This is a genomic window from Bacillus sp. 005/A4HT-01/001 (assembly GCF_004634445.1).
In the GTDB taxonomy this organism is placed as follows: Bacteria; Bacillota; Bacilli; order Bacillales; family Bacillaceae; genus Bacillus; species Bacillus altitudinis.
Window position 1 is genome coordinate 612,438 of record NZ_SEIZ01000002.1, and the last position, 21,614, is coordinate 634,051.

General features: G+C 42.0%; 20 protein-coding genes and 1 other annotated feature. Of the genes, 14 read left to right on the forward strand and 6 right to left on the reverse strand.

The window, feature by feature from the left end:
• The first annotated feature begins 54 nt into the window (after positions 1-54).
• The 8 genes from gndA (at position 55) to ES896_RS08855 (ending at position 8,245) form a co-directional block, all read left to right on the forward strand.
• Entirely contained in the window at positions 55-1,464 is a 1,410-nt protein-coding gene (gene gndA, locus ES896_RS08820; protein ID WP_025207592.1) for an NADP-dependent phosphogluconate dehydrogenase, read from the forward strand.
• A gap of 255 nt (positions 1,465-1,719) precedes the next feature.
• Positions 1,720-2,565: a GRP family sugar transporter gene (locus ES896_RS08825; protein ID WP_186366168.1), complete on the forward strand. Its 846-nt coding sequence runs from the start codon at positions 1,720-1,722 to the stop codon at positions 2,563-2,565.
• A 13-nt stretch (positions 2,566-2,578) separates the two neighbouring features.
• Positions 2,579-3,364 carry a glucose 1-dehydrogenase gene (locus tag ES896_RS08830; RefSeq protein WP_041091776.1) on the forward strand — a complete coding sequence of 262 codons (786 nt, stop codon included), beginning with the start codon at positions 2,579-2,581 and terminating at the stop codon, positions 3,362-3,364.
• Between the two features lie 573 nt (positions 3,365-3,937).
• Positions 3,938-4,249: a PTS sugar transporter subunit IIB gene (locus ES896_RS08835; protein WP_017367558.1), complete on the forward strand. Its 312-nt coding sequence runs from the start codon at positions 3,938-3,940 to the stop codon at positions 4,247-4,249.
• Positions 4,250-4,252: 3 nt separating this feature from the next.
• Positions 4,253-4,585, forward strand: coding sequence for a PTS sugar transporter subunit IIA (locus ES896_RS08840; protein ID WP_017357943.1), 333 nt, complete (start codon positions 4,253-4,255; stop codon positions 4,583-4,585).
• Positions 4,586-4,610: 25 nt separating this feature from the next.
• On the forward strand, positions 4,611-5,957 hold the full coding sequence (celB, locus tag ES896_RS08845; RefSeq protein ID WP_007501108.1) for a PTS cellobiose transporter subunit IIC: 1,347 nt from the start codon (positions 4,611-4,613) through the stop codon (positions 5,955-5,957).
• Entirely contained in the window at positions 5,941-7,347 is a 1,407-nt protein-coding gene (locus tag ES896_RS08850; protein ID WP_017367557.1) for a glycoside hydrolase family 1 protein, read from the forward strand. The genes celB and ES896_RS08850 overlap by 17 nt, the downstream gene beginning before the upstream one ends.
• A 175-nt stretch (positions 7,348-7,522) precedes the next feature.
• Complete coding sequence (locus ES896_RS08855; RefSeq protein ID WP_017357941.1) at positions 7,523-8,245, forward strand: GntR family transcriptional regulator; 723 nt, start codon at positions 7,523-7,525, stop codon at positions 8,243-8,245.
• Between the two features lie 50 nt (positions 8,246-8,295).
• Here the strand turns inward: ES896_RS08855 and zwf are convergent, their stop codons facing one another.
• Complete coding sequence (gene zwf / locus ES896_RS08860) at positions 8,296-9,771, reverse strand: glucose-6-phosphate dehydrogenase (RefSeq protein ID WP_135226719.1); 1,476 nt, start codon at positions 9,769-9,771, stop codon at positions 8,296-8,298.
• A gap of 222 nt (positions 9,772-9,993) precedes the next feature.
• On the opposite strand from zwf, the gene rnz reads away from it, so the two are divergent.
• Together rnz and ES896_RS08870 are read left to right on the forward strand one after the other, a co-directional pair.
• Positions 9,994-10,923: a ribonuclease Z gene (rnz, locus tag ES896_RS08865; protein ID WP_039165882.1), complete on the forward strand. Its 930-nt coding sequence runs from the start codon at positions 9,994-9,996 to the stop codon at positions 10,921-10,923.
• Between the two features lie 139 nt (positions 10,924-11,062).
• On the forward strand, positions 11,063-12,370 hold the full coding sequence (locus tag ES896_RS08870; protein ID WP_017357939.1) for an aspartate aminotransferase type Ic: 1,308 nt from the start codon (positions 11,063-11,065) through the stop codon (positions 12,368-12,370).
• Positions 12,371-12,414: 44 nt separating this feature from the next.
• Here ES896_RS08870 and ES896_RS08875 read toward each other — a convergent pair whose 3' ends face one another.
• Together ES896_RS08875 and namA are read right to left on the reverse strand one after the other, a co-directional pair.
• Positions 12,415-13,179, reverse strand: coding sequence for an alpha/beta fold hydrolase (locus ES896_RS08875; protein WP_135226720.1), 765 nt, complete (start codon positions 13,177-13,179; stop codon positions 12,415-12,417).
• Positions 13,180-13,298: 119 nt separating this feature from the next.
• On the reverse strand, positions 13,299-14,315 hold the full coding sequence (namA, locus tag ES896_RS08880) for an NADPH dehydrogenase NamA (RefSeq protein ID WP_017367553.1): 1,017 nt from the start codon (positions 14,313-14,315) through the stop codon (positions 13,299-13,301).
• Between the two features lie 140 nt (positions 14,316-14,455).
• On the opposite strand from namA, the gene ES896_RS08885 reads away from it, so the two are divergent.
• Both ES896_RS08885 and ES896_RS08890 read left to right on the forward strand, forming a co-directional pair.
• Complete coding sequence (locus tag ES896_RS08885) at positions 14,456-16,069, forward strand: M20/M25/M40 family metallo-hydrolase (protein ID WP_050827380.1); 1,614 nt, start codon at positions 14,456-14,458, stop codon at positions 16,067-16,069.
• A 114-nt stretch (positions 16,070-16,183) separates the two neighbouring features.
• A complete protein-coding gene (locus ES896_RS08890; RefSeq protein ID WP_050827378.1) occupies positions 16,184-16,675 on the forward strand; it encodes a DinB family protein in 492 nt (163 codons plus the stop codon).
• Positions 16,676-16,714: 39 nt separating this feature from the next.
• On the opposite strand, the gene proC is transcribed toward ES896_RS08890, so the two are convergent.
• Positions 16,715-17,542, reverse strand: a complete 828-nt coding sequence (gene proC / locus ES896_RS08895) for a pyrroline-5-carboxylate reductase (protein ID WP_008342285.1) — start codon at positions 17,540-17,542, stop codon at positions 16,715-16,717.
• Between the two features lie 41 nt (positions 17,543-17,583).
• Positions 17,584-17,795: a binding site (T-box leader), on the reverse strand.
• Between the two features lie 168 nt (positions 17,796-17,963).
• Between proC and ES896_RS08900 the strand changes: the two genes are divergently transcribed.
• Together ES896_RS08900 and ES896_RS08905 are read left to right on the forward strand one after the other, a co-directional pair.
• Positions 17,964-18,926 carry an MBL fold metallo-hydrolase gene (locus tag ES896_RS08900; RefSeq protein WP_079919578.1) on the forward strand — a complete coding sequence of 321 codons (963 nt, stop codon included), beginning with the start codon at positions 17,964-17,966 and terminating at the stop codon, positions 18,924-18,926.
• Positions 18,927-19,703: an SDR family NAD(P)-dependent oxidoreductase gene (locus tag ES896_RS08905; RefSeq protein ID WP_058214170.1), complete on the forward strand. Its 777-nt coding sequence runs from the start codon at positions 18,927-18,929 to the stop codon at positions 19,701-19,703.
• Positions 19,704-19,719: 16 nt separating this feature from the next.
• On the opposite strand, the gene ES896_RS08910 is transcribed toward ES896_RS08905, so the two are convergent.
• Both ES896_RS08910 and ES896_RS08915 read right to left on the reverse strand, forming a co-directional pair.
• A complete protein-coding gene (locus ES896_RS08910; RefSeq protein ID WP_227820666.1) occupies positions 19,720-20,142 on the reverse strand; it encodes a VOC family protein in 423 nt (140 codons plus the stop codon).
• 8 nt (positions 20,143-20,150) lie between these two features.
• Positions 20,151-21,479, reverse strand: coding sequence for a CoA-disulfide reductase (locus tag ES896_RS08915; protein WP_135226721.1), 1,329 nt, complete (start codon positions 21,477-21,479; stop codon positions 20,151-20,153).
• Positions 21,480-21,614: the final 135 nt, after the last annotated feature.

Consider the following 21,614-nt stretch of genomic DNA (forward strand, 5'->3'; position numbering starts at 1 on the left):
GGTACATCATTTCAGCAGTAATCAATATAGTGTGTTAGAAGGGACGTCAGAATTATGTCAAAACAACAAATCGGTGTCGTTGGACTAGCCGTTATGGGGAAAAACCTTGCCCTAAATATTGAAAGCCGCGGTTTCTCCGTGTCCGTTTATAACAGATCTAGCAGCAAAACAGAAGAGTTTCTTCAAGAATCACAAGGGAAAAACGTTGTAGGCACATACAGCATTGAAGAATTTGTTCAATCGCTTGAAACGCCGCGTAAAATTCTTTTAATGGTAAAAGCGGGTGCAGCAACAGATGCAACCATTCAATCATTATTGCCTCACCTAGAGAAAGGTGACATTTTAATTGATGGTGGAAATACATATTACAAGGATACACAAAGACGTAACCAAGAGCTTGCGGAAAGTGGTATTCACTTCATTGGTACAGGTGTTTCTGGCGGTGAAGAAGGCGCACTTAAAGGTCCTTCTATCATGCCTGGCGGTCAAAAAGAAGCGCACGAGCTAGTGAAACCAATTTTAGAAGCCATCTCTGCGAAAGTAGATGGTGAGCCTTGTACAACGTATATCGGTCCAGATGGAGCAGGACATTATGTCAAAATGGTTCATAACGGTATCGAGTACGGAGACATGCAATTGATCTCTGAATCATACTTTATCTTGAAGCATGTCGCTGGTTTATCAGCAGGGGAGCTTCATGAAGTATTCTCAGAGTGGAATAAAGGAGAACTTGACAGCTACTTAATCGAAATCACAGCTGACATTTTCACAAAAGTGGACGAAGAAACGAACCAGCCGCTAGTAGATGTCATCTTAGATAAAGCTGGCCAAAAAGGAACTGGAAAATGGACAAGCCAAAGCTCACTTGATTTAGGTGTCCCGCTTCCAATCATTACGGAGTCTGTTTTCGCTCGTTTTATTTCTGCGATGAAAGATGAGCGTGTGGAAGCAAGTCAATTAATTCAAGGGCCTGAGCCAACTCAATCAGCTGAAGATAAACAAGCATTAATCGAAGCTGTTAGAAAAGCTCTCTTCATGAGTAAAATCTGCTCATATGCACAAGGTTTTGCGCAAATGAAAGCAGCGTCTGATGAGTATAACTGGGATTTGAAATACGGTGAAATTGCGATGATCTTCCGTGGTGGATGTATCATTCGTGCAGCCTTCCTGCAGCAAATCAAAGAAGCATATGACCGTAACCCTGAATTGAAAAACCTATTACTTGATCCTTACTTCAAGGATATCGTAGAAAGCTATCAATCATCACTTCGTAAAGTGATTTCACTTGCAGTAGAACAAGGTGTTCCTGTTCCTTCATTCTCAAGTGCACTTGCTTACTTTGATAGCTATCGTACAGCTGTCCTTCCAGCTAACTTAATTCAAGCACAGCGTGACTACTTCGGCGCACATACGTATGAGCGTACAGATAAAGAAGGCGTCTTCCATACTGAATGGATGAAATAAGTATAAAACCTCAAAAGACCTTACCTTGGTAAGGTCTTAGATTGTTGACAAAGGGCTAAAATGAACTTGATTTTAGCCCTTTGTCTTCTTTTTAGCGTGATAGAAAACCTTTGCAGGACTGACACCGAATGCGAGGGTTTGTCTACACGCTGTGACCTTACCTTTGGTAAGGTCTTTTTTGTGTTTACATCTATTCGGCTAAAAATCCGAAAAAGAGGGATGCTAAGTAAAAAAGTACAGAAAGTAGGGATAGAAGTGGGCATTTTATATGCACTTCTCCCAGCGATATTTTGGGGAAGTATTGTTCTCATCAGTGTCAAACTTGGCGGGAATGCCTATCAGCAAACACTCGGCATTACCCTCGGCGCTTTTTTGTTTTCAATCGGCGCTTATTTGATCAAAATGCCGGAACTGACACCGCTTATTTTTGCGGTTTCCGTTATCTCTGGGATCTTTTGGAGTATTGGGCAAATGAATCAGCTTTCAAGTGTCGCCTTTCTAGGGGTGTCAAAGGCTGTTCCTTTATCAACGGGTATGCAGCTTGTGAGCACGACATTATTTGGTGTCATTGTCTTCAAAGAATGGCAAACCATGACGGTCATACTTATTGGTTCTTGTGCCATTTTATTTATTATTGCTGGCGTTGTCATGACATCCCTCGGTCAAAAAAAGAGTGGCGGAAACGAAGGCGGCAATTTTAAAAAGGGAATCATCATTTTGCTCATCTCAACCGTAGGCTACGTCGGATATGTCGTCATTTTAAGATGGTTTCATATAGATGGCTGGTCTGCGCTCGTTCCGCAATCTGTCGGCATGCTGATTTCATCGTTAGCGATTAGTCTAAAGCAAGACCCGTTTAGCAAATATACGTTCAGAAATATCATTGCTGGTCTTGTGTGGTCGACAGGAAATCTAGGGCTTCTTTTGGCGATTCCACTCATTGGCGTAGCAGTAAGTTTTTCCATGTCTCAAACAGGAATTGTCATCTCGACTTTAGGCGGTATTTATTTATTAAAAGAGAAAGCATCTAAAACAAGCTTTGTCATTGCAGGCTGCTTGATGATTATCGCAGGCGGTGTGCTACTAGGTTTTACAAAATAGGAGGTTTAAGCGAATGTATCCAGATTTGGAAGGAAAAACAGTTCTCATCACAGGAGCAGGTACAGGGATAGGTCAGGCGATGGCGCGCCGGTTTGGACAAGAAAAAGCCAATGTAGTGATCAATTATTTCTCAGATAAAGAAAACCCGGACGACACGATTGCTGAGATTCAAAAAAGTGGCGGACAGGCTGTCAAAATTCAAGGGGATGTATCAAAAGAAGAGGATATGAAGGCGATGATTGATCAAGCTGTCAATACATATGGCAGTCTTGATGTCATGATCAATAATGCAGGAATTGAAAATGAAGTTCCTTCAACTGAAATGACGCTAGATAACTGGAACAAAGTGATGTCCACCAATTTAACAGGAATGTTTTTAGGGTGCCGTGATGCATTAAAGTATATGACAGAACACGGGATCGAGGGGTCGATTATTAATATGTCGTCGGTCCATCAGCAAATTCCGTGGCCTCATTTTGTCCATTATGCAGCAAGTAAAGGAGGCGCCAAGCTTTTGACGGAAACGCTGGCACTAGAATATGCCCCTAAAAAAATTCGTGTAAACAGCATTGCACCAGGCGCAATTGATACCCCGATCAATGCCGAAAAATTTGATGATCCAGCATTGAAAAAGGGCGTCATTGAGCTGATACCGATTGGTTATATCGGAAAACCGGAAGAAGTGGCAGCATGTGCTGTCTGGCTTGCATCAAAAGAGGCGAGCTATGTGACAGGGTTGACGTTATATGTAGACGGCGGTATGACCAAGTACCCTGGATTCCAAGCAGGAAAAGGATAATCGTGATGATCACGGGCTGGGCCCAGAGGACAATACAACATCAAATTATGATCTAGTATGTGCATGTGAAGACTAGTGAAAAGCGTGTGTATAAACATTCACACGCTTTTATCCGTTTATACGCCCTATTCAAATATGCTCGTTTCTTTTACAGTCTTTACCCAAATTTTGATTGCAAAGATATGAATAGATTCGAAAAGTAGCAGCAAAAGACGTTTACCTATCCATCAAATTGAGTGGGAATAGCATCTGTTTCCATCTCGGGGCAGTTACTTCTCATGATTTATGGGTTTTTGAATGAGCTAAGTCATTAGCACTTATTTTAACAAAGTTCTCAAATCTTCTGAAGAAAAAGCTACTTTATGGTTCATTCGGAGAGTATTTTTTAAAAGAAAAGGGCTCTCGTTCATATCTGGATGAGATCTTTTTTGTTCTGAAAGCTTGTTGTGAGTATTGATACGGTCATTTTTAAAATAAAATACAGACATATATAATTAAATGTCTAGACATTTAAAAATAAAAATATATAATATTAACTGGAAGCGCTTTTATTACAACAATGGGGTGAGAGAAATGAAACGTATTTTATTAGCATGCAGTTCTGGTATGTCTACGAGTTTACTAGTCACAAAGATGAAGGCACATGCTGAGTCTATAGGGGAAGAAGCAGAGATTTGGGCAGTCGGACAAGACCAAGCGAAAAAAGAAATGGCACATGCCGATGTTGTATTAATTGGACCGCAAATGAGCTTTTTAAAAGGGGATCTTCAAAAAGAAGCTCAAAAATATGGGATTGAAGTAGAGGTCATCGATATGCAGGCGTATGGGCTAGCAGATGGACAAAAAGCGTATGAACAAGCGGTTTCATTGATGGGGGAATCTTAAAGGATGGAAAAGAAAACGCTCGAAGGACTCACGGAAGAACAAATCAGTTTTCAATTGATCTTACACAGCGGAAATGCACGAAGCAAATTGCTTCAATCTCTTAAACAATTCAGAGAAGGTCATGAAACAGTAGCATCTGACCTTCTCAAAGAAGCGGAAGATGACTTGCGGAATGCACATGATATTCATTTTCAAATGGTACAGCAAGAGGCAAGCGGAGAAACGATTTCATTCTCCTTGCTGCTCATGCATGCCGAAGATCATTTCATGTCAACGATGACAATAAAAGAGCTTGTGGGAGAGCTCTTACCGATATTGCAATCACTGAAACAATAAAGGGTGTAAACAAGGGGGGAAACCAATGTTTGATAAAATAAGTGCGATTTTGGTTCCGATTGCTGGGAGATTGAACAACAATCGCTATCTAGGGGTATTAAGGGATGCCTTTATGCTTGCGTTCCCATTAACGATTTTTGGTTCCATCATGGTCGTATTAATGAATCTGCCATTTTTAGATAAGATCATGAGTCAAACAGCACTGGAAGGTGTTCAGTCTGCACTGAATATTGCACCTAGTGCGACCATCAGCATTATGAGTGTGTTTGTTGTATTTGGGATTGGCTACTATTTATCGAAAAGCTATGATGTGGAAGCTGTCTTTGGCGGTGTGATCGCTTTAGCCTCTTTTCTGCTCCTTACGCCATTTTTACTAGAACAAGAGGGCGGTGCATCCATTGCAGGCGTCATCCCAGTCGATCGTTTGGGCGCAAAGGGAATGTTCCTTGGAATGATCACAGGCTTTTTGTCTGCTGAAATTTATCGCTATTTTGTCCAAAAGAAATTTGTCATCAATATGCCGCAAGGGGTTCCGCCAGCTGTTTCTAAGTCTTTTGCTGCACTCATCCCGGCTACTTTGACACTCACAACCTTTTTACTGATCAATATCATCATTACACAAGGGTTCAAAACCAACATGCATGACTTGATTTACAATGCGATTCAGGCGCCGCTTGTCGGACTTGGAAGCGGTATCATTCCGACCTTGATCGCTATTTTCTTTATACAAATTCTTTGGTTCTTTGGGCTCCACGGCCAAATTATTATCAACTCTGTCATGGACCCGATTTGGAATACATTGTCCATTCAAAATCTAGAAAGCTACACAAAAACAGGTGAGGTTCCGAACATCATCAGCAAGCAGTTTATCGAAATCTATACAGTGGGTATGGGTGGAACCGGTATGACGCTAGCTGTTGTGTTTACGATTTTAATTTTTCTTAAAAGTAAGCAATTGAAACAAGTAGCAAAGCTCGGCTTAGGACCAGGTTTATTTAACGTCAATGAACCCATTATCTTCGGTTTACCGATTGTGATGAACCCGCTTATTCTCATTCCATGGATTTTGGCACCAATGGTGATTACTTGTATTTCTTATTTTGCGATGGCCGCAGGTATTGTGCCGCCTCCGACAGGCGTGAATATTCCATGGACAGTACCGATCTTTATTAGCGGAGTCATGGCAACAAATTCATTAGCGGGCGGTCTGCTTCAGCTGTTTAATTTAATGATTGTGTTTGTCATTTGGTTCCCGTTCCTAAAATTTATTGATCGTATGAATGTGAAAAATGAAAAAATAGTCACGACAGAAAAAACGAAACAAACAAACATCAAAGGTGAAGGAGACTCAATACATGTCGATGGAAACTAACAGTCAATCATATACATTTCCAGAAGGTTTCTGGTGGGGATCTTCTGCCTCTGCTACGCAAACAGAAGGCAGTTATCCAGGAGATGGAAAGGGACCGAACATTTGGGATCACTGGTTTGAAAAAGAGCCGAATCGTTTTTTTCAGGGCGTCGGTCCAGGTGTGACCTCGCAATTTTATCGTAAATACAAAGAGGATATCCGACTCATGAAGGAGATTGGGCACAACTCGTTTCGTCTATCTATTTCATGGTCACGCCTTTTACCTGAGGGAAAAGGGGCTGTTAATGAAGACGCTGTGGCTTTTTACAATGATGTGATCAATGAACTGATAGCGAGTGACATTGAACCGTTTGTGAACTTGTATCATTTTGATATGCCAATGGCGCTTCAGGAGACGGGAGGATGGGTAAACAGGCAGGTCGTAGACGATTATGTCAGCTATGCGACATTGTGTTTTCAGCTTTTTGGCGACCGGGTGAAAAAATGGTTTACCCATAACGAGCCGATTGTTCCTGTAGAGGGTGGATATATGTATAGCTTCCATTATCCAAACGAAGTTGATTTCCAAAAGGCAGTGCAAGTTGGATTTCATGAGATTTTATCAAATGCTAAGGCCATTGCGGCTTATAAAGAGATGAAGCAGGATGGGAAAATAGGCATTATCCTCAACCTTACTCCTTCGTATCCGCGAAGCCAGAATCCGCGGGATGTCGAAGCAGCTGAGATGGCTGACGCCTTCTTTAACCGGTCCTTCCTAGATCCAGCTGTGAAAGGACATTTCCCTGAAAAGCTAGTGGACGTGTTAAAGAAAGAAGGATTGATGCCGGCTATGGAGGAAGGAGACCTTGAACTCATTCAAGAGAACACGATCGACCTTCTCGGCATCAACTATTATCAGCCAAGAAGAGTGAAAGCAAAGGAACATATGCCTCACCCTGATGCACCATTTATGCCAGACCATTATTTCGATTCTTTTGAAATGCCGGGCAGAAAAATGAATGTGTACCGCGGCTGGGAAATCTATGAAAAGGGTATTTACGATATATTGAAAAAAGTCCAGACAGACTATGGGAATATTGAATGCTTTATTTCTGAAAATGGAATGGGTGTCGAAGGAGAAGAGCGGTTTCAGGATGAAGAAGGAATGATTCACGACGATTATCGCATTGATTTTATTTCTGAGCATCTTAAATGGGTGCATCAAGCCATTCAAGAAGGAAGTAATGTAAAAGGCTATCACCTGTGGACGTTTATGGATAATTGGTCATGGTCGAATGCCTATAAAAATCGCTATGGATTTGTCTCAGTGGACCTTGAGAAAGACGGGAAACGTACCATCAAAAAAAGTGGCTACTGGTTTCAATCGGTTTCAGAGAATAATGGTTTCTAATCAAGATACTTGCTCTTTCCTTGAAAAGGGCAAGTATTTTTCTTATGTAAAGATGAAAGGGTTGAAATGAAAGTGGCTCGAACCTTTTAAGCGCACTAGGCTTAGTGTAGAATGAGAGGAAGGCTAGAAAGCGCTATAATAGGATATGAAAAAACAAGTCAGTTGGTGGTGTGAGATGACAAAGTACGAACTCATTTCAGAAGAAATTAGAAAAAGAATAGGAACAGCATATTATCCAGAAGATCAACCCATTCCAGATGAAAACTCGCTTGCCGCTGAATTTAAATGCAGCAGAATGACGATGAAGCGTGCGCTCGATCTTTTAGTGGCGGAAGGTCTGCTCTTTAGAAAAAGAGGTCATGGCACATTTATTGTGAAGGCAGCGCTAAATCAAGGTGCGATCAACGTATCAGGTCATGAAAATAAAGGGTTCACGAAAGTGATGGCAGATAAAAACGTGACGAGCCAAATCATTCGCTTTGATGTGCATTTTCCAAGTGAAGAGGTGGCAGCTCATTTATCCATTGACTCAAGCACACCCGTCTATGACATTATTCGGCTCCGTTTGGTGGAAGAAGAGCCATATGTATTAGAAAAAACCTTTATGCCTGTCAATGTCATTAAGGGAATAGATGAAGAGGTTTTATTGGGGTCTATCTATAGCTACATTACAAACACACTTCATTTAAAAGTGGCAGGAGCGCACAAAAAAATTAGAGCGGCTAAATCAGATCAGCTTGATCAGCAATATTTAGGCTGTGACCCTACGGATCCAGTGCTAGAAGTGGAGCAGGTGGCTTATTTAAACACAGGTCGGCCGTTTGAATATTCCTTTAGCCATCATCGCTATGATAAATTTGATTTTTCAACGGTTGAAATTACGAAAACACGACTTTAAAAAAAGAGCAGAACCCCCTCAATCGGGAGACTGCTCTTTTTTCGTTGATTTTATATATTCCACCAGTGATATCCATCTTTTTCAAGAAGCTGATCTGCTTCTTTTGGTCCCATAGAACCAGCAGGGTAATTTGGTTTTAACGTTTTGGTTTCAGCCCATTTTTCTGAAATTGGATCAACAAAGTTCCAAGACAGTGCCACTTCATCCCAGTGGGCAAAGTTTGTTGCGTCACCTAGCAAACAGTCATGAATCAGCTTTTCATACGCTTCTGGTGTATTCATGATGTCGTTGTAATTTGTTTGATAGTCAAGCTTAATTGGTTTAGCATACGTTCCGCCATCAAGCTTGCGAGCATTCAGGTGAAGGGTGATGCCTTCGTCTGGCTGAATGTGAATCACAAGTAAGTTTGGATGCATGGCATTCCCGTTTCCATAGTACAGGTTCATCGGAATGTCTTTAAATTGCACCACGATTTGAGTGGATTTCTTTTCTAGACGTTTTCCTGTACGAATGTAAAATGGTACCCCGGCCCATCTAAAGTTATCGATGAGAAGTTTCCCTGCAACGAATGTTTCTGTGTTGGAGTTTGGGTCCACATTTTGCTCTTCAAGATAGGAAGGAACCATATTGCCATCAATCGTTCCTGCATCATACTGTCCGCGGACAAAGAATTGATCCACTTCATCTTTCGAGAAAGGACGAAGCGCACGCAATGCTTTCCGTTTTTCGCTACGGATTTCCTCTGTATTGAGCTTAATCGGCGGCTCCATGGCTAGTAGTGCAACCATTTGAAGCATATGGTTTTGTACCATATCTCTCAGTGCACCAGAACTCTCGTAATATCTCGCACGATCTTCGACGCCTAATGATTCACTCGATGTGATTTGAATGTTTGAAATATAGCGGTTTGTCCAAAGCGGTTCAAAGATCGCATTCGCAAAACGAATCACCTCAATGTTTTGCACCATCTGTTTACCGAGGTAGTGGTCAATACGATAAATTTGATCCTCTGTAAATGCATCTCGGATCTCTTCATTTAATGTTTTGGCACTAGGGAGGTCATGACCAAACGGTTTTTCAATGACAAGTCGAGACCATCCAGTCGTTTCTGATACGCCTTCACTTTTTAAAAACTTCGCAATGGTTCCGAAGAATTCCGGTGCCATCGCTAAATAGAACATCCGGTTATTTGGGATACTGTATGTATCTTCAAGACCAGAAAGAAGTGTGTTCAGTGCTTGATAGGAAGCAGGGCTTGAGACATCAAAGTCATGGTAATAGAAATGAGAAATAAATTCCTCTGCTTTTGCTTCTGCATCATCAGAAGAGACCGATTCTTTTACCACAGCTCTTAGGTCTTCATGAGACCAAGGACGACGTCCAACACCTACAACAGCGAATTGATCTCCAAGCTTTCCGCTATGATAAAGTCTATGTATAGAAGGGTAGAGCTTGCGTTTTGCAAGGTCTCCTGTTGCGCCAAAGATGACAATGACTGCTTTTGGATAGTTAGTTTCTGTATTCACGAAAAGTACCTCACTTTATTCGTAGCATTGTTGTAAAAACCGAGAATGTATGTACATTTTCTTTATTTTAAAGGTTCATTGTTCGTAAAGCAAACATTTGATTCGACTTTTTCTGCCCAAGTTTGACTTTTTTCAAAAATTCCGCTGAATTCACATTTATCCTGTCTTCATGTATTCTATATGAATGAAGAGATTGTATACCGGCTGTAGGAGGAAATCGTAATGGAACTGCTCTTTTTAGGAACAGGTGCAGGCATTCCTGCAAAAACAAGAAACGTCACTTGCACTGCGCTGAAGCTTTTAGAAGAGAGAAAAGCCGTGTGGCTTTTTGATTGCGGAGAAGCGACGCAGCATCAAATATTACATACAACGATTAAACCAAGAAAAATTGAGAAGATCTTTATCACGCATATGCACGGTGATCATGTATATGGTCTCCCGGGTCTGCTTGGCAGCAGGTCCTTTCAAGGGGGAGAGGATGAATTGACGATATATGGTCCAAGCGGCATTAAAGCTTTTGTAAACGCGGCACTTTCAGCGACACAAACGCATTTGACTTATCCGCTGCATATCATAGAAATAGAGGAAGGGATCGTTTTTGAAGATGAGACCTTTCAAGTAGAAGCAAGACGAGTGTCTCATGGGATCCCAGCTTACGGCTATCGGGTCGTGGAAAAAGATGTACCCGGCGCACTAAAAGCCGAAGACCTAAAAAAAATCGGTGTAAAACCTGGACCTTTGTATCAGAAGTTGAAAAATGGGGAAACCGTTACACTCGAAGATGGAAGAATGATTGATGGAACCGATTATTTGGAACCCCCTAAAAAAGGGAGAATCGTTGCATTTTCAGGAGATACCCGTTTGTGCGAGAATATAACAAGGCTTGCCAAGAATGCGGATGTGTTAGTCCATGAAGCAACATTTGGGAAAGAAGATGCAGAACTAGCCTATAATTATTATCACAGTACGACAGAACAGGCAGCAAAAACAGCGCAGGAAGCAGGCGCAAAAAGACTGATTTTGACCCATATTAGTGCACGGTACCAAGGGGAAGAGTCACTGAAACAATTACTCAAAGAAGCCCGCGATATATTCCCGCTGACTGAAGCTGCACATGATTTCTTTTCTTTTCCTATTGACCGTACCCTGTAAAAATTGGATGAATCGTCAAAAAAAGTTGTGTGATTTTTTTGATATTTATGATGACGCTCTTTTTCAGGTAGTGGTAAAATGGTGAAGAAAAAACAAATGACGAATTACACTATGAAGAATACGGGAGGCACAATCAAAGATGAGCGGTTTTACAGCGTTAAGTGAAGCAGAATTAAATGACCTATATGCAGCACGACAAAAAGAATTTGAAACGTACAAAAGTAAAAACTTACACTTAGACATGTCAAGAGGGAAACCTTCACCAAAACAGCTCGATTTATCTATGGGCATGCTCGATGTCGTGACATCAAAGGATGCAATGACAGCTGAGGATGGTACAGATGTGCGAAACTATGGCGGCTTGACAGGCCTTCCTGAAACAAAGAAATTTTTTGCAAGTGTGCTCAATCTGAAGCCAGAACAAATCATCATTGGCGGTAATTCTAGTCTGAATATGATGCATGACACAATTGCACGTGCTATGACTCACGGCGTATATGGCAGCAAAACACCTTGGGGAGAGCTTCCAAAGGTAAAATTCCTTGCACCAAGCCCAGGATATGATCGTCATTTTGCCATTTGTGAGCATTTTAACATAGAGATGATTACGGTAGATATGAAGTCGGATGGACCTGACATGGATCAGGTGGAAAAATTGGTTGCAGAAGATGAAGCCATCAAAGGGATTTGGTGTGTACCGAAATATAGTAACCCTGACGGCATTACGTATTCAGATGAGGTTGTTGACCGTCTTGCTTCTATGCAGACAAAAGCAGACGACTTCCGTATTTTTTGGGATGATGCCTATGCAGTCCACCATCTAACAGATACGCCTGATACGTTAAAAGATATTTTTCAAGCAGTAGACAAAGCAGGACATGCAAACCGTGTGTTTATGTTCGCCTCTACTTCTAAAATTACGTTCCCAGGCTCGGGTGTTGCACTGATGGCATCTAGTCAGGACAACGTCAGCTTTATTCAAAAACAGCTATCAGTTCAAACCATTGGGCCAGATAAAATCAATCAATTAAGACACCTTCGTTTCTTCAAGAATCCAGAAGGATTGAAGGAACATATGAAAAAGCATGCAGCGATTATTAAGCCGAAATTTGACCTCGTTCTTTCGATCCTTGATGAAAAGCTTGGTGGAACAGGCATCGCTGAGTGGCACAAACCAAATGGCGGATATTTTATCAGCTTAAATACACTCGATCATTGTGCAAAAGCTGTTGTGCAAAAAGCGAAAGAAGCCGGTGTGACACTAACAGGTGCAGGGGCGACATATCCTTATGGAAACGATCCGCTTGATCGTAACATCCGTATTGCGCCAACGTTCCCAACACTTGAAGAACTAGAGCAGGCGATTGACATCTTTACGTTATGCGTTCAGCTTGTCAGCATTGAAAAGTTGCTGTCTGAGAAAAGTCAATCAGCACCAACGGTATAATGAAAAAACTCCTTGACTGATGTCCGGTCAAGGAGTTTTTGTTTTTAGTTAGCTGTTTGATAATAAGTGGCAGGCTGTTTTGCTGCACACCATACATCATAAATCGCAAGCTGCACAATATGTGGTTCATCGTGATGAATATAGTGCGAGCTGTTCTGCGCCTGAATCCATCCGCTTTGGGATGACAATGTGAGCATTCGTTTATGGAGCCTGAGCCAAGCTTCATGTGCTGGATGAAACAAGCGGCTTTTGCCTGATGAAATGACAAGAAGGGGCATCATCCCATAATGCGTTTGCTCCTCTTTGATCGTACGCAGCATTTGCTCAAAGTCCTCATGTGTACATTCTGCTGTGAACTGCGTCATATATGAAGTGCGTTCTTCCTTTGATAAGAGCGGCAGAATGACCTGCTCTTGCTCCTCACTTGCTGGGTCTAGAAGGACCATACCGATAACATCTTCTTTTCTGCGGCTTGCCCATAAGCGGCTGACAAGAGAGCCAAATGAGTGCGCCACAATGAGAAATGGCGGCTGAATATTGGCTTGATGTAAGAGTGTATCTAAATCATCTGCAAGATCATGCAAAGTTCTTCCTTCTTTGCTTTCGCTGCTTTTTCCATTGCCTAAACGGTCATATAAGAAAACACCAAGCTCTGGGTCAATATCACGAGCGATATTCGCCCACGTATCGCCTGAAATTCCATATCCTGCTTCAAAAATAATGGTGGCTTCCTTTTTCCCTTGACGATGCCTTGTATAAAAGTGATGTCCATCTATATGATACGTTCTTTCAATCAATGCCGAGTTCATTCTTCCATCTCCTCTAAGTGGTTCTTTAGCTAAAAGACGGCACAAAAGGCAAAGATGTTTCTCTTAAAAACAAAAAAGATGCCTATTTCAAAAAATAGACACCTTTTTGCTTAGAGATGTTACCAAGCACGATCGTATTGGCGCGGGCTTTCGATGGATGTACGAAGCTCTTTAGCGGCTGTTTTTGGGAAATACGGATCCCGTAAAAATTCTCTGCCGATAAAGATCAAGTCAGCACGCTGATTTTGTAAAATTTCTTCGGCCTGTATACCAGATGTGATCATACCGACAGCGGCTGTTTGGATGCCGGCACCTTCTCTTATTTTCTCAGCAAAGGTGACTTGGTAGCCGGGGAATGTGTTAATACTGGCTTGCACCACAGCACCTGAGCTCACATCAATTAGATCGACTCCTTGCTCTTTCAGCCATGCGGCAATGCCAATATAATCTGCAATATCTAGTCCTTTTGTTGTGTAATCAGAAGCGGATACACGGACAAATAATGGTCCATCCCACACTTCATTGACTGCATCAACCACTTCTCTCAAGAAGCGATAACGATTTTCTGGTGAACCGCCATATTCATCTGTCCGGTGATTGGCAAGCGGTGAGAGAAATTCGTTAATCAAATAGCCATGCGCACCATGAATCTCAATGATGTCAAATCCAGCTTTCTTGGCGCGGACAGCGGCATCTTGAAACGCCTGAACTGTGTCTTTTATTTGATCGATAGACATCTCAAGAGGTGTTTTAGATTGCTCGTCAAATGGAATGCTGGATGGAGCAAGAATGTCACCATCTAGCTCAGCCTTGCGTCCTGCATGGGCTAGCTGGATGGCCGTTTTTGTTCCGTACGCTTTGATTTGTTCGTTTAATGAGGCAAACCCTTCAATGTGCTCATCACTCCAAATTCCGAGGTCCTGATCACTAATTCTTCCCTCAGGTGAAACAGCACTTGCCTCGACCATAATTAATCCGGCCTGACCTTGCGCACGGGAAATATAATGTGCAAAGTGGAAAGGCTGTAATTTTCCATCACGGTCATAGGATGAATACATACACATCGGGGACATGACGATGCGGTTTTTGAGTGTGACACCTTTTAATGTCCAAGGTGAAAAAAGCTTTGTTTCCAATTACCTTCGCCTCCTCATAGAATGGTATAGCCGATTATAACAGCCATTCAAACATTCGTCATAAAAGGTGCTCAAACCATATAGCTTTTGAACATGATTTTGTATAATGAAAGATATGGACATCAAAGGGGGATAAACGGATGAAATGGCAAACGGAAAGTGAACTAAAGGAGCTACTCACAGCTCTTATGCAGTATGAAAGCATATCTGGTACAACGGGAGAAGTCGCATTAGCGGAATATTTATATTACTTGCTGAGGGAGCGTCCATATTTTGAGCAGCATCCTGATCACTTGGCTTTGCATCCAATGAAAGATGGCCGGTATTTTTTAACGGCACTTGTCAAACGAAGTACGCTGCCACGTACTGTTTTACTCCTCAGTCATTTTGATGTCGTCGATACAGAGGATTACGGAGAATTTCAAAATATGGCGTGTAAGCCCGAAGAGTTAATGGCGTCCTTTTCTCAAAAAAGTGCACTTCTTCCAAAAAGGGCAAGAGAGGATTTAGCTTCAGGTGACTGGCTGTTTGGACGAGGGTCCATGGATATGAAAGCAGGCCTGACTGTCCAGCTTTCCATGCTAGAAAGAGCGATGGCGGGGAGGTTTGAAGGAAATATTCTGCTCGTCACAGTGCCAGATGAAGAAGTGAATTCACAGGGAATGCTGGAGGCTGTTCCGAAACTAAAGGAGCTCAAGCAGAAGTATGACCTTGAGTATACCGCGTGTTTAAACAGTGAGCCGATGTTTGAAAAGTATCCCGGGGATGCGCACCAATACATCTATACAGGTAGTATAGGGAAGGTACTTGCGGGATTTTTCTGCAAAGGAATTGAAACACATGTAGGTGAGCCCTTCTCAGGATTAAATGCAAATTTTATGGTATCTGAATTAAACAGGCTGTTAGAACTGAATAGTGATTATTGTGAGGAAGTAGATGGTGAAGTGACACCGCCTCCGACCAATTTGATGCAAAAGGATTTGAAAGAAGCTTACTCTGTTCAAACGCCTCACACGGCTGTTTCTTTATTTAATGTGCTGATGATGAACCGCTCTAGTGAAGAGCTTCACGGGCTCCTCTATGAAACTGCGAAACAAGCAGCAGCCCAAATCGAAGCCAATCTCAAACAGAAAACCGCTGCATTTCAACGCTTTAAACATTTTACACCCATCGATACAAACATCACGGTGTTAACGTATCATGAGCTGTACGAAAAAGCTGCTGAACGATCCGGCAAGCAGGAGGTCGAGCGAATTGTCAACTACGCCTTTGCCAACCGGGGTGAGCTAGGGGATCGTGATTTTTCAACCAAAATTGTATCAGAACTGACGACCCTTTGTAAGGAAGATGGAGCACTGATTGTGTTGTTTTATAGTCCGCCATTTTACCCATCTGTTTCTTCAACAAACGATCTGCATATTCAAAAGACCTTAAAGAAGATTCAAAGAGAAGCAAAAGAGATCTATGGAATCGAAGTAGAAGAAGTCAAATATTTTCCTGGTTTATCTGATTTAAGCTACTTACAGCTTGAAAATCAAGATATAGACGATTATACAGCCAACATGCCGCTATACCAAAAAGGCTACTCGTTACCACAAGGAGAAAAAGAAGCTCTTAACGTTCCTGTCATCAACGTTGGTCCATTAGGAAAGGATGCGCACAAATGGACAGAACGGCTGCATGTCCCATTCTCTTTTGGCGTTTTGCCGTCGCTCTTACAATCAACAATTCATGCTTTATTAGAAAAGAATTAAGTGAAAGCTCTATCGTCATGATAGGGCTTTTCTTGATATCAATCACCTTCTGTCTAAAGAAATAGAGTATGATATAGAATAATACTTACATATATTTGAAGGGGGATTGTGAGAGTGAAAACAGGAGTACTAACAAAAACAGAGATCATGAGATCACTTCATGAGAGTTTGCGTAAGCTTGAGGAGTTAGTATGGACATGTGATGAGGCTACATTAGATGAATCTTTTGGGGAAGGCAAGTGGTCGATTAAACAAATTGTTGGACATTTGTATGATACAGAAGAAGTCTGGTCAGAGCGGATAGAGCAGGCAATATCAAATGAGCACACGCTTTTCGCATCATATGATCCAGAGATATATGTGAAGGGAAGAGCTTATGAAACGTATACCGCACAAGAGGTCAGTGCATTGATCGAGCGCTTAAAAGTGAGCAGAAACAAAACACTACAGCGATTAGAAAAGGATACATGGGATTTTTCAGGTCTCCATCCTGAAGAAGGGATGATGACAGTCCAAATTTTAGCTGAAACCATTGCTTTACATGAAATTCATCACCTCGATCAAATCAAAGCCATCATGTCCATGAGAGCATCGAGTGATAGATGAAAAGCACCTGTCATCAAGGCAGGTGCTTTTCTCACTCACTTACTTATACGTACTCGCTGAAAACATATCGTTTAATTCTGCTGCGCGTTTTGTCGCTGTTTTCACACAATCGACAATCGCTTCTTCAAATTGATAGGAAGCAAGGGTATTAAGTCCTGCTTCTGTCGTTCCACCTTCGCTCGTAATTTCTTTGCGCAATTCAGCAGGTTCCTTACCGCTATCCTGAAGCATATTTGCAGCGCCTGCAATCATTTGACAAATGAGCAATTTCGCTGTTTCTTGGTCCATCCCAAGTTCCGATGCACCTCGCTCCATTCCTTCAATCAAATGATAAATAAAGGCAGGACCGCTGCCTGCAATCGCTGTGACCGCATTCAGTTGTGATTCATCTAAAACCGTCACATGACCGATCGTTTCAAACAGCTGAACTGCTTTTTCCTTTTGCGCCTCTGTGACTTCATCACTGACAGCAATGCCAGTAGCTGATTGTTGTATGGCCGCTGATGTATTTGGCATGGCACGAACCACCGCCGTTTTTGCGCCAGCATAATGCTGAATGGTTTCAATAGAAATGCCCGCTAAAATAGAAATAATCAGCTGTCCATTTAAATGGGGCCTTACTTCAGAAATGCCACTTTCCGCATCTTTTGGTTTTAAAGCAAACACCAGCATATCGGCTTCTTCATAAATAAAGGAACGAGCGAAATCTGTTTTGACTCCATAACGTGCATGTAATTCTTCTAATCGTTTTTCATTTGTTTTATTTGTGACAATGATATCTTCATTTGACATAATGCCGCTCTTTAAAAGACCTTTAATCATAGACTCGGCCATTGAGCCTGCACCAATAAATCCAATTTTACTCATAAGCTGCTCCTCCTTGTAGAAAATAAAAAAACCTCTCGTCTGCAAAGGACGAAAGGTTTTTCGCGGTACCACCCTCAATTAGCATGCAATCATACATACTCAGCTCTAGTCCCTTAACGCGGGAAACGTTTAGGTTTGCCTAACAGCTCAAAGGGCAGGTTCAGCAAATAAGAGGATGGTGAAGTCTTACAGCCGGCGGACCTCACTCTCTTGCATCGTTATTTTGCTTACTAATCCTTGTCATCGCGCATCTTATATTTGTTGTTCATTATGCAACGATGGACAAGTTTGTGTCAATAGGGAAAGATAAAAAAATGACCATCTAAACCGCATGACAGTCTGCCCTTTGCAAGATACAATGAATAAAGAAGAGGAAGTTCAGATGATCTATGAGTCAAAAATCAGGAGATGACGTATAAAAGTGAAAGAAGAAATGATTCAATTATCCATTCCCACACCGTTTGCGGTTGGGGATGTCCATGCATATGTATTAAAAGGCGATGCCGTGACCTTAGTTGATTCCGGACCGATGACACAAGAGGCGCAGCATGCCTTTGTCACGCAATTAAAGGAACATCATTTATCAATAGATGATATTGATCAAGTGGTTTTGACACATCATCATGCAGATCATGTCGGTCTTTTAGATCTGATGAAACCCCATGTCCGTGTCATCGGACACGAGTTGAATGAGCCCTATATTAGTCAGGATGCAGCGTTTAAACAGCGTCAAATCCATTTTATGAATGATTTTTTTCAGCAGTTAGGTGTCCCACTTCGTCAAGGTGAGTGTGAAAGAATGGTGAGGCAGTCCTATACATATTCATGTACGGCACATGTCGATGACGTCATAAAAGAAGGTGATCGTTTGAAGGGACATGAGCATTTCCAAGTGCTGGAGACCCCAGGACATGCACAATCTCATCTTTCTTTTTTAGATGAAACAACAGGGAATTTCATCGGCGGTGATCTGCTGCTTACGACCATTTCTTCCAATCCGTTAATGGAAGCGCCGGTGAAAGGAACAGAACGTCAAAAATCGCTGCTTCAATATAAAGCATCACTCAAGCGTTTATTGCATTTGCCCATTCAGGCGATTTATCCAGGGCATGGCCAGCTCATTACCTCTCATCACGAATTGATCGAAGAAAGATTTAAAAAACAGGAAAAACGGGCAAATACGATGTATCAGCTGCTTCAACTAAAGGAAATGACCGCCTTTCATCTTTGCCGCACCTTATTTCCGGGCCTGTATGAAGAAGCATTATTTCTGACAATGTCTGAGACAGTCGGGCAGCTTGATGTGCTTTTAGCGGCTGGACAAATTGAAGAAGTGCAAAAAGACAGAACCCTCTATTATCGAGCAAATGAAGGAGTGAAATAAATGGGGCGACTAACAGGAAAGAGAATATGGATTACAGGTGCTTCAGGCGGTATTGGTGAAAAGATGGCGTACTTGGCAGCAGCTGAAGGAGCAGAAATCATTGTGTCAGCAAGACGAATTGAAAAGCTCACAGGTGTAAAAGAAAAGATTATAAGTGCTGGCGGCGTATGTCACATCGTTCAGCTTGATGTCAGTCGGCTTGAGGACATTGATCAAGCCTATCAACAAGTGGGAGCTGTTGATATTTTGGTGAACAATGCCGGCTTTGGTGTGTTCGATCTCGTCGAGGACGCATCCATTGAGGAAATGGTGTCGATGTTTGAGGTCAATGTCTTTGGTTTAATTGCCTGCACAAAAAAGGTCCTTCCTGAGATGAAACAAAGAGGGAAGGGACATATTATCAATATTGCGTCACAGGCAGGCAAAATTGCCACCCCTAAATCCGCCATCTATTCCGCATCAAAGCATGCGGTTCTCGGATTTTCAAACAGCCTCAGAATGGAGCTGGCAGACAGCGGAATTCATGTCACAACCGTCAATCCAGGACCGATTGCCACAGACTTCTTTACCATTGCAGACCGCAGTGGTGAATATGTGAAAAATGTTGATTTTATGATGCTCAGTGCTGACAAGGTAGCAGGGAAGATCGTATCCGCCATGATGACGAAAAAAAGAGAGATTAATTTACCAGGATGGATGAATGCTGGTAGTAAATTGTATCAATTATTCCCGTTTTTATTTGAAAAAGCAGCACGGAAAGCGATGATGAAAAAATAACAAAAAAAGAAACCGGTCACAGGCTGGTTTCTTTTTTTGTTTGATGGGGCTTAATATTGGTGACGCCAAAGACATTGCCATTAACATCTTCGAAGCTAAAACCGCCTAAGTCTGGGTCAGCTAATATTTGAATATCCGATACGGTGACGTTATGCTCGCTTAAATACTGGTGAAAGTTTTTTAAATCCTTCACAAATAAATCAATCATACTATGCCGAACTCCTGTAAAAGAGTTCATAAAGTAGATTCGTTTCTCGTGTTTTGTTTTGACGAGATAAAAAGAAGGTCCCTCGCCATGAGTAAAAGTGAGCATGGCGGCTTCTTCTGATTGATGTAGAACGATCATCTCTAAAATCTGTTCATACCAAGAGACAGCCCGGGGGATATCAGTCACAGGAATTTCAATAGTAGCAATTTGTTGAATGGTCAATGGCTTCACTCCTTTTTCTATATTCGTCTTGCCGCTTGCTGAAGTGGGTCCCATACACTGTTAAAAGGAGGGGCATAGCTAATATCTAAATCTTCAAGGTCTGTCACAGTCAGCCCTTGATAAAGAGCCGTTGCCATGACATCAATTCGTTTATCAACACCTTCTTTACCGATGATTTGTGCGCCAAGCAAGGTGTGATCATCGCTTCTATAAATCAGTTTCACTTTCATTTTCTCTGCATCTGGGTAATATCCAGCGTGGTCAGTGCTGTCGATGGTGATGGTGGAGAAAGGAAGGCCCGCGTCTTTTGCTTCTTTCTCTGATAAACCCGTTCGTCCCGCTGTCACGTCCATAAATTTCATCACCGCTGTGCCGGTTACGCCTTGAAACGCGCGGTTTGTTCCTGTCATATGAAAGCCTGCGATTCTTCCTTGTTTATTTGCTGTCGTGCCGAGCGGAATATAGTCCAGTTCCTTTTTGATACGGTGATAGGTTGCTGCGCAGTCACCCGCCGCATAGATATCTTGTACATTGGTCTGCATGTATTTATTCACAACAACTGCACCATTTTGAAGTCGCTGAATTTCTGTGCTGTCTAAAAAGGATGTTTGCGGAGTGACACCAACGGCGATGATGACCATATCTGTTTCAATGGTCTGCTTGTCTGTTTGAACAGCTGTTACATGTGTCTTGCCCTTTAATTTTTGCACTGTTTCACCAAGTACTACTTGAATGCCTTGATTGTCCGCTTCTTCTTTCAGATATTTTGCTATATCGGGATCAAAGCCTGGGCCAAGTGCTGTACCCCGCTGAATGATATGAACGTCTTTTCCTAGCGCTTTTAAATTTTCTGCCATTTCTAAGCCGATATATCCTCCGCCGATGATCGTGATATGTGTGACGTCTTTTTTTAGATTGTCTAAAATAGACAGCGCATGCGGGATTGTTTTTAATACGTGGACACCTTCTAAGGAATGACTGTCTAGATCAAGTGTGACGGGGCTTGCTCCTGTCGCAATTAACAGGCGGTCATACGTTTCTGTAAAGGGTTCTTTTGTTTTAGAATGAATACCCGATACTGTTTTTTGCTCCGGGTCGATTGAGGTCACTTCGTGTAAGCATCTGGCATCAATTCCGTATTTGTCACGAAAAGTGTCAGCGCTGCGTGCGATGAGTTTTCTGTGATGATCAATGAGACCGCCGATCAAGTAGGGGAGTCCGCACTGTCCATATGAGAAAATCTCTCCTTTTTCAAAAGCTACAATATGCGCGTCTGGATCCTCTCTATATATTTGCATAGCGCAGCTCATTCCTGCTGCATCTCCGCCAATCATCACATATTTCATTTGGTATGCTCCCTTCTATCTATCAAACTGAATACTCTTATTTACCCTCATTTTCCTTTATTTAATGCTTTTTTTTCGCAAAAGAAGCAAACTTTCGTTGAAAAATAAAGACAGCGCCTTCATTTTAAGCTACAA